A 3799-nucleotide genomic window follows, 5' to 3' on the forward strand; every position below is an offset into this window, starting at 1 on the left:
GAAAATCAGACTTTGAAATTTGGTAATCAAAACTCAAAAACCTAAGATCAAATTTCTGATTGTGCCAACCGCCCTAAAGTTGATTGAGGCAATTCTCCGAATTTCCAGCGCCAAAGAATAAGTGTCCAAAAAACAGCGCCCAATGAAACCGACTTGCCGACAAGCACAAAGCCAATCAGCCAAGAGAACAAAGAAAAACCATAACCCACTGATTTTACGTGATTAAGCATAACGCCCTGTTAAGGTGTGAGCAGCGCAATACCGATGCTTCCGCATACCACCTTAATCACTTAAACCAACGCATAGTGAAAATGCCACGCGTTGCGAATCACTCTTAAACAGTTTGTTATGTTTATTTTTCTGCAATTTTTAGTTGTACAACTTGACCGCCAAGTGACTGTAACAATGCATTTCTATCATTGACCTTAGCTTGCCGTATCGCTTCGAATTTTTCCCAACCGATAGAGTCCTTCCAAACCTCATCACCCATTTTAGAGTCTAGCTCTTTAATATCTTTATCCAATTGACTCAATAAATCTGAGTATGTGACTGTAAGCAAATTAACAGCTTTTGTTCTTTCAACAACTTCATTTGTAACAGCTTTAACTTGCTCATTTTTGGACGTCAATAATTCTGCTCCTTTATAAGCGGCAGTTAGTATTGCAATAGATGTTGAAATAATTAGAAGAGATTTTTCGATAACTTCTAGCCAACTTTTGAACTGGGGATTTACTTCTTTCAAGCTTTACCTCTATTGTTTGAAAAATCTGACGTGTAAACATAACGCCGCGTTAAGGGGTGAATGCCGCCTAAACCAACTTTCCGCAGACCAGTTTCAACACCAAAACTCACCGCATACCAAAAATGCCACGCGGCATGAATCCCGCTTAAACGCCTTGTTATGCTTAAGCTTCAATGGGTTACGTTTTAATAGAACCAAGAGTAACTCGTCTTTGATTTACAAACAAAAGCCAAAGCGCAGAAAACCGAAATGACTCATAGTTTTGATGATTAGACTCGGGATTCTGAACACTCAAACTTGGAAACCTAAAAACGAATTTCTAATTGAGTCAGCCGCCCTAACCTCGCACTTACCCGAAAATTGATTGAGGCAATTCTCAGAATTTGTAGCGACCAAGAATGGATGTCCAGAAAACAGCGTCCACTGAAGCCAACTTGCCGACGAGCACAAAATCAAAAGGCTGAGGGAACAGAGAAAAACACTAAATCACTGATTTTAATTGATTAAGCATAACGCCCAGTTAAGGGGTGAAGCACGCAATACCAGTGTTACTGCATGGCACTTCAACACCGAAATCACCGCATGCCAAAAATGCCACGCGTGCTGAATCCCACTTGAACTGTTTGTTATGTTTAAGATTCAATACCTTACGTTCAAGTGAACCGAAGTTTAACCCAACTTACTTTTGTAAACAAAAACCAAAAGCCTAAAAACTGATTTAACTCATAAGCTTGAGAAAATTGAACTTGAGCTTTAAGAGCAGAAAACACAAAACGAAGTCTAACTTTGAGATTGAGCCAAATGTCCTCACGTTAAACTTGATCCGAAATTCAATGAGGCAACACTCAGAATTTTTAGCGCCAACGAATAAATGTCCGGAAAGCAGCGTGCAAAGCTGCCAACTTGCCGAAAAGACCTAAACTGGATGACTTAGGAAGCAAAGAAAAGGCACAACCTACTGATTTTACGTGATTAAACATAACGCCCAATTAAGTTGTGAGCAACGCTGCAACCCTACTCAAACACTACACAGTAATCACTAAACAAATTGAAACCGAAAGCGCCGAGCGTTGCGAATCAGCTTGAATTGCTTGTTATGTTTTTAATCACTACACCAAATTCATTTTTTTTCTTCGATGCTTGTTTTAGTTTTATGTCTGTCCCACTCACTAGCCGTTTTATTATGTCAATGTTTATACTTGGACACCTTAGCCCGAATATAATGGATTTTATCTTCCCCGGTATTTCCTGAACAGTCCCACCCTTGTGAGGGTAGATTACTCTCCACTCTTGCTCATACTCCCATTCTGGCGACTTAGTCCAAAGAATTCTGTTTACTACCGAATGCCCATTCTTCTTAACAAATGCGTACTTATTGAATGATGGGTAAGATGCTGCGTATTTTACTTTCTGAGTAAAACTTTCATTAGCTAAGTCATTTCCTAATTTTCGCTCAAACTCAATGCAGATTCCCTTGTGATCATCGGCGTAGTGAGCCCACAACAATAAGTTTTCAGGACTAGAACTTAGAGATAAGATTCCAGCAGAAGAAACATAGTTCTTAATTTGTTCGTTGACGTTGACTATAACCCTATCCACTTCATCGTTAGATGAAATTCCATATGTTTCTTCCAGATACGCCATATCTATAGAACTCAACTTGCCAACATGGGTATTAATATTGAACTCCGTATCATAAGGATCGTTGAACATTTCTGGTTTAGCAAAAAAGATACGATTATTGGCTATGATATCCAAAGTAAAAGAGTCGACAGAACGATATTTATACAGGCTATCAACAAATTCATCATTCATTCGTTATCCTCAAAAACATAACGCTGCGTTAAGGGGTGAATGCCGCCTAAACCAACTTTCCGCAGACTACTTTCACCACCAAAACTCGCCGCATACCAAAAATGTCACGCGGCATGAATCCCACTTGAACGCCTTGTTATGCTTAAGCTTCAATGGGTTACGTTTTACTAGCACAAAGATTAACTCGACTTTGATTTACAAACAAAAGCCAAAACGTAGAAAACCGAAATGACTCATAGTTTTGAAAATCGGACATTGAAATTTGGCTGCTAAAACTCAAAAACCTAAGTTCAAAGTTTTGATTGAGCCAACTTCCCTAACCTCACGCTTACCCGAAAATTGACTGAGGCAACGCTCTGAATTTTCAGCGCCAAAGAATAAGTGTCCGGAAAACAGCGCCCAGTAAAGCTGACTTGCCGACGAACTCAAAACTAACAAGCCGAGGGAACAAAGAAAAAGCATAAACCACTGATTTTACATGATTAAGCATAACGCCCTGTTAAGGGGTGAGCAACGCAATACCGAAGCCGCCGCAGACCACCTTAATCACTTAAACCAACGCATAGTAAAAATGCTACGCGTTGCGAATCCCTCTTAAACAGTTTGTTAGTTGCGTGCTCAACTCGTCCACCAAACCCTTTATTTGAGCTTGTGTATACCCATTTATAGCTAGACGCTCACTTTCATTGACTAAGAAACCAACTAGATCAACAGAGATACTGATTAACTCTACTAATTCATTAAACGTAAAGACATAGAGTGATGGGTGCTGATGGATAAATGTATTCCTAACTGTCTGTAAACGGCTAACTTTTTCTTTTTCAAATCGCTGACTATCAATTACTTGGCTACCCATGTAAGGAAGAAAGTCTTCTTTCCGCAGTTTTTCGTAAAGCCATTCGATATTATCTAAATCACCATACTCTGAGTGATAACTATCTTTTTTCCGAACTAGGCGTGAGTCCGATGTAATGAGAGCTAAACACATTGCCGATTGAACAGAGTTATGCCCGTAGATCACTGCCCATTTGAAATACGTGTTTTGCCCGCTTTCAATTTGAGACAAAGCGTCAAGTAAGCACCGCAATGACATGACTAGATCTGTTTCGAGATCAAATGATACCAACTTCTCTTTCATGTACTTACCTATTATTTATGAAAGCAACTAACGCCGCGTTAAGGGGTGAGTGCCGCACAAACCAACTTTCCGCAGACCACTTTCACTACAAAAGTTACCGCATA

The 3799-nt window shown here is 39.7% G+C and carries 5 protein-coding genes; all 5 read right to left on the reverse strand.

The features are described 5' to 3' along the window. Positions 1–47: 47 nt before the first annotated feature. The 5 genes from LZU85_RS20375 to LZU85_RS20395 all read right to left on the reverse strand — a co-directional run bounded on the left by LZU85_RS20375 (position 48) and on the right by LZU85_RS20395 (position 3695). Positions 48–230 (reverse strand): hypothetical protein, encoded by a 183-nt coding sequence (locus tag LZU85_RS20375; protein ID WP_237288372.1) that lies wholly within the window; start codon positions 228–230, stop codon positions 48–50. A 122-nt stretch (positions 231–352) separates the two neighbouring features. Next, the gene (locus LZU85_RS20380) at positions 353–742 is read right to left on the reverse strand and encodes a hypothetical protein (protein ID WP_237288374.1); all 390 of its coding nucleotides are present in this window, start codon (positions 740–742) and stop codon (positions 353–355) included. A gap of 1077 nt (positions 743–1819) precedes the next feature. Next, positions 1820–2557, reverse strand: a complete 738-nt coding sequence (locus tag LZU85_RS20390; protein ID WP_237288376.1) for a DUF2971 domain-containing protein — start codon at positions 2555–2557, stop codon at positions 1820–1822. A 276-nt stretch (positions 2558–2833) separates the two neighbouring features. Beyond that, positions 2834–3019, reverse strand: a complete 186-nt coding sequence (locus LZU85_RS21215) for a hypothetical protein (RefSeq protein ID WP_373273173.1) — start codon at positions 3017–3019, stop codon at positions 2834–2836. 112 nt (positions 3020–3131) lie between these two features. Next, positions 3132–3695, reverse strand: a complete 564-nt coding sequence (locus tag LZU85_RS20395) for a hypothetical protein (RefSeq protein ID WP_237288378.1) — start codon at positions 3693–3695, stop codon at positions 3132–3134. Between the last annotated feature and the right edge of the window lie 104 nt (positions 3696–3799).

Source organism: Vibrio floridensis (assembly GCF_021852965.1).
Classification (GTDB): domain Bacteria; phylum Pseudomonadota; class Gammaproteobacteria; order Enterobacterales; family Vibrionaceae; genus Vibrio; species Vibrio floridensis.

Bases quoted from the DNA above. Each gene is read 5' to 3' on its own strand.
- LZU85_RS20375 (WP_237288372.1), bottom strand. From the start codon at position 230: ATGCTTAATCACGTAAAATCAGTGGGTTATGGTTTTTCTTTGTTCTCT.
- LZU85_RS20390 (WP_237288376.1), bottom strand. From the start codon at position 2,557: ATGAATGATGAATTTGTTGATAGCCTGTATAAATATCGTTCTGTCGAC.
- LZU85_RS21215 (WP_373273173.1), bottom strand. From the start codon at position 3,019: ATGCTTTTTCTTTGTTCCCTCGGCTTGTTAGTTTTGAGTTCGTCGGCA.
- LZU85_RS20395 (WP_237288378.1), bottom strand. From the start codon at position 3,695: ATGAAAGAGAAGTTGGTATCATTTGATCTCGAAACAGATCTAGTCATG.